The organism is Mycobacterium interjectum, assembly GCF_900078675.2.
GTDB lineage: Bacteria > Actinomycetota > Actinomycetes > Mycobacteriales > Mycobacteriaceae > Mycobacterium > Mycobacterium interjectum.
In genome coordinates this window covers 527,681-531,929 of the sequence record NZ_LT546236.1, presented here as the reverse complement: position 1 = coordinate 531,929, position 4,249 = coordinate 527,681, and the positions used below count along the sequence as shown (strand labels likewise).

The following is a 4,249-nucleotide window of genomic DNA, read 5'->3' as shown; positions in this document are numbered from 1 at the left end:
CGCCAGCGGCCGCTCCTCCCACGCGGCGCGGTCGGCGGCGATGAAGACGTCGACGTCCGACCAGGGCGCGGTCGGCCCCTGGGTCAGGAAGCGGGGCCGTTCCAGTTTGCCGGTCGCCTCGTGCAGCCGGACCGCCGCCGAGACGACTTCGTCATGCCTGGGCTCTGGCGTGCCGGCGACGAAGGTGTCCGCCCGCCACCCGGACACCACGTAGCGCCCGTCGGTGGAGCGGACCGGGCGGGCCAGCCGGACGCCGTCGACGAACAACGTCTCCCGCACCCGCGCCGACCAGGCCGCGCGGGCGTGGTCGGCCACGATCGACAGCACGACCTCGCCGCACCGCCAGCCACCCTCCCAACTGGCGCCCAACGGGACGGGCTTCACGCCGGTCAAACCAAACGCCGCCAGCACATGCTCCGGCGGTGGCTCGACTGTCACACGGATCAGCCTATAAGAGGCCACCTGCGGTATTGGGTTAGTACATGACCATGTCGGGCTGCATCTGTTCGGCCCACGCCACGATGCCGCCCTGCAAGTGGACCGCGTCGGAGAAACCGGCCTTGTGCACCGCGGCCAGCGCCGCGGCCGAGCGCACGCCGGTCTTGCAGTACAGCACCGCCGGGCGGTCGTGCGGCAGCTGCGCCAGCCCCTCACCGGAACTGAGCAGCGACTGCGGGATCAGCCGCGCTCCCTCGATGTGGTTGATGTCCCACTCCACCTGCTCACGCACGTCGATCAGGACGAGCTTCTTGCCCGAATCCAGCAACTCGCGCAGCTCGCGCGGGGTGATCGCGGAGCCCGCGGCGCCACTGTCGGACACCGCGCCGCAGAAATTCTCGTAGTCGATCAGCTCGGTGATCCTCGGCCTGGAGGCCTCCGACGGGTCCTTGCGGATCCTGATGGTGCGGTAGCTCATCGCAAGCGCGTCGTAGATCATCAGCCTGCCCAGCAGCGATTCGCCGATCCCGGTGATCAGCTTGATCGCCTCGGTGCCCATCACCGATGCGATGGAGGCGCAGACGATGCCCAGCACGCCGCCCTCGGCGCAGGAGGGCACCGTGCCGGGCGGCGGCGGCTCGGGGTAGAGGTCGCGGTAGTTCAGGCCCCGCCCGTCCGGGGCGTCCTCCCAGAACACCGACACCTGGCCCTCGAACCGGTAGATCGACCCCCACACGTACGGCTTTTTGGCCAGCACCGCGGCGTCGTTGACCAGGTAGCGGGTGGCGAAGTTGTCGGTGCCGTCGACGATCAGGTCGTATTGGCTGAACAGCTCGACGGCGTTGGCCGCCTCCAGCCGGAACTCGTGCAATCGCACATCGACCAGCGGGTTGATGGCCGCGATCGCATCGCGCGCGGACTGGGCCTTGGGCCGCCCGACGTCGGCGGTGCCGTGGATGATCTGGCGCTGCAGGTTGGACTCGTCGACGACGTCGAAGTCGACGATGCCGATGGTGCCGACCCCGGCCGCGGCCAGGTAGAGCAGGGCGGGCGCGCCGAGGCCGCCGGCCCCGATCACCAGAACCCGGGCGTTTTTCAGCCGCTTCTGACCGTCGACGCCCAGGTCGGGAATGATCAGGTGGCGGCTGTAGCGGGCCACCTCGTCGCGGCTGATCTGCGCCGCCGGCTCGACCAGCGGCGGCAGTGGCGTCTGCGATGTCGACACCGAACATCTCCTCGGTAGCTTCGTCAGCTCCATCCATCGAAACAGCTGCCCGAATCAACGGCAAACGACCGGGGTCGCTTCCCGCGGTCGGGCGCCGAGTCAGGCGATCGGGTAGGGCCAGGGGTTGAATCGGCAGGTCTTGCCGTCGGCCTTGACGACGTCGGGGTCGAACTTGGCGGCGTCGTCGTTCGACGTGGAGAACGTCTGCTGCATCATCACCGGCGCCAGGCCGCCCTGCTGCTCGCAGGGCTCATGGCGCACGTATCCGATGGCGTGGCCGACCTCGTGGTTGATCACGTACTGCCGATACGAGCCGACGTCCCCCTCGAACGGCACGGCCCCGCGCACCCAGCGCGCCTCGTTGATGAAGACCCGCGCCTCCCGATTCGGCCCGTAAACCGGGTTGTAGCAGGAGGTCTCCAGCCGGAATTCATAGCCGCAGCCGCCACGCACCGTCACCGGCGACACGAGCGAGATGCGGAAGTCGGGTTTGCCGTTATCGATGCGCACGAAGGCGAACTGCGGGTTGTGCGTCCAGCCCTTGGGGTTGCCCAGCGTCTGCTCGACCATCTGGGCGAAAGCCTCGTCGCCGCCGAACATCGTGGCGTCGATGCCGTTTTCGACCTCGACGGTGTAGCGGAACACCTTGGCGGTGCCCTGGCCGATCTGCGGCGTCATGCCTGGCACGATGTGCCACGTCTTGTCGCCCGCCTCGGTGAACGGGCCGCCGTCGGGCAGCGTCCCGGCGGGCAGGTTCGCGTCGAATGCGGCCAGCCCGCGCGGCGGTGCGTCGATGATCGACGTGCCCACGGCGCCGATGTCCGGGGTGCCCTGAATGGATTGCGTCGCTGTCGGTTTCGGCGCGCCGGTGCCGGTGACGGTCTGATAGATCACCAACCCGGTGAGCACCACCAACGCGGGCAACGCGTACGCCCGCNTGTGAATAAGAGACAGGCTCACGGTCGGCCCGGGTCCGTCCGCCGTCCCGGGCGATCGGGTCGCGCAGGGCCCGCAGTGGTTCGCGCCACTCGTCGCGCAGCACCGGGGCTCGACCGGTGCCGCGCACAGGCCGCTGGGACGTCATTTCCCCAGGATTACACAGCAGGCACCGCGACCGCCCTTGGCGCGCCCGAATCCGCCCCACGACACCGCTTCTGCCAGCGCCGACGGCCGCGATAACAATCACACAGGCGGCACGGGTAGTAATGTCGTTGCGACTAGCCGCGTGCGGCTGGCCCCGGCGGGCCGACGGCCAGTTGCCAACGATCAGATGAGGACTCGATGAGCGATCTCGCCAAGGCGGCACGGCGCGCCGTGAAGCCGGCTGACCGTCGGCCGGGAGACGGCGTAATGCCCAACCGGCGCGGCAACCGCCTGCCGCGCGACGAGCGCCGTGGCCAACTGCTGATCGTGGCCAGCGACGTCTTCGTCAACCGCGGCTACCACGCCGCCGGCATGGACGAGATCGCCGACCGGGCGGGAGTTAGCAAACCCGTTCTGTACCAACACTTTTCGAGCAAGCTTGAGCTATACTTGGCGGTGCTCGCGCGGCACGTCGAGAACCTGGTCTCGGGCGTGCAACAGGCGTTGCGCACCACCACCGACAACCGGCGGCGGTTGCACGCGGCGGTGCAGGCGTTCTTCGACTTCATCGAGCACGACAGCCAGGGTTACCGGCTCATCTTCGAGAACGACTACGTCACCGAGCCCGAGGTGGCGGCGCAGGTGCGGGTGGCCACCGAAGCGTGCATCGACGCCGTGTTCGACCTCATCAGCGCCGATTCCGGCCTCGATCCGCACCGCGCCCGCATGATCGCGGTGGGACTGGTCGGCATCAGCGTCGACTGCGCCAGGTACTGGCTGGACTCGGACCGCCCGATCTCGAAGGCGGACGCCGTCGACGGCACCGTCCAGTTCGCCTGGGGCGGGCTGTCCCACGTGCCGCTTACTCGCCCTTAGCGGCCTTGCTGGCGTGTTTGGCGGCCGATTCGGCCCCGATCCCGAATCCCACCCGGCGGGCGTCTGCGACCCCGATTTCGACATAGGCGATCTTGGAGCTCTGAATCAAAAAGCGGCGGCCCCGCTCGTCGTTCAGGCTGAGCAGACCCGAGCTGTCGCGCAGCGCGGCCGCGACCAGCCCCTCGACTTCGGATTGCGTCTGCGTACTGGACAGGACCAGCTCGCGTGGACTGTCCGTGATACCGATCTTGACCTCCACGGTGGCCCCTTCCCGTTGGCGTTGAAGTTCGCAGGCGCGTCAGCAGCAGGCTAATGGACGCGCCCACGCGGCATGTCCCCCCGGTGCCCGGTTCGCGGTAAGCGAAACGCGGCCGCCCGAAGATAACGATTCGCTCCCAGCTCGGCCAACATGGCGCGCACCGCCGCGGCCCAGCAATTCACATCGCTAACATCGGCACCATCAGACACATGGTCACCGATCGTCTCGGCCCAGTTCATGACTACCCCGACGACGACTACGACGGAGCCGACACCGACGTCTTGGACGGCTACGGCGACCTGGCCTGGCCGGCCGACACCCGGTGGCGCCCGGCCGCCGCGATCCTCGGCGCCGTGGTGGCCGTCGGC

4 protein-coding genes and 1 pseudogene are annotated in these 4,249 nt (G+C 68.7%); 1 reads left to right on the top strand and 4 read right to left on the bottom strand.

What is annotated here, in order from left to right; all coding sequences use genetic code 11:
- The 3 genes and pseudogenes from BN4348_RS61025 to BN4348_RS32410 form a co-directional block, all read right to left on the bottom strand.
- The coding region (locus BN4348_RS61025) for a TIGR02569 family protein (protein WP_084453922.1) at positions 1-438 on the bottom strand (438 nt) is incomplete at its 3' end.
- 37 nt (positions 439-475) lie between these two features.
- Positions 476-1,696, bottom strand: coding sequence for an adenylyltransferase/sulfurtransferase MoeZ (gene moeZ / locus BN4348_RS32415; RefSeq protein WP_066908371.1), 1,221 nt, complete (start codon positions 1,694-1,696; stop codon positions 476-478).
- Positions 1,697-1,762: 66 nt separating this feature from the next.
- A pseudogene (locus BN4348_RS32410) lies at positions 1,763-2,747 on the bottom strand (DUF3152 domain-containing protein).
- A gap of 197 nt (positions 2,748-2,944) precedes the next feature.
- Here BN4348_RS32410 and BN4348_RS32405 point away from each other — a divergent pair.
- Positions 2,945-3,622, top strand: a complete 678-nt coding sequence (locus BN4348_RS32405; RefSeq protein ID WP_066908368.1) for a TetR/AcrR family transcriptional regulator — start codon at positions 2,945-2,947, stop codon at positions 3,620-3,622.
- On the opposite strand, the gene BN4348_RS32400 is transcribed toward BN4348_RS32405, so the two are convergent.
- On the bottom strand, positions 3,609-3,881 hold the full coding sequence (locus BN4348_RS32400; protein ID WP_066908365.1) for a DUF3107 domain-containing protein: 273 nt from the start codon (positions 3,879-3,881) through the stop codon (positions 3,609-3,611). The two genes, BN4348_RS32405 and BN4348_RS32400, sit on opposite strands and share 14 nt — an antisense overlap.
- Positions 3,882-4,249: the final 368 nt, after the last annotated feature.

Bases quoted from the DNA above. Each gene is read 5' to 3' on its own strand.
- BN4348_RS32405 (WP_066908368.1), top strand. From the start codon at position 2,945: ATGAGCGATCTCGCCAAGGCGGCACGGCGCGCCGTGAAGCCGGCTGAC.
- moeZ (WP_066908371.1), bottom strand. From the start codon at position 1,696: ATGGAGCTGACGAAGCTACCGAGGAGATGTTCGGTGTCGACATCGCAG.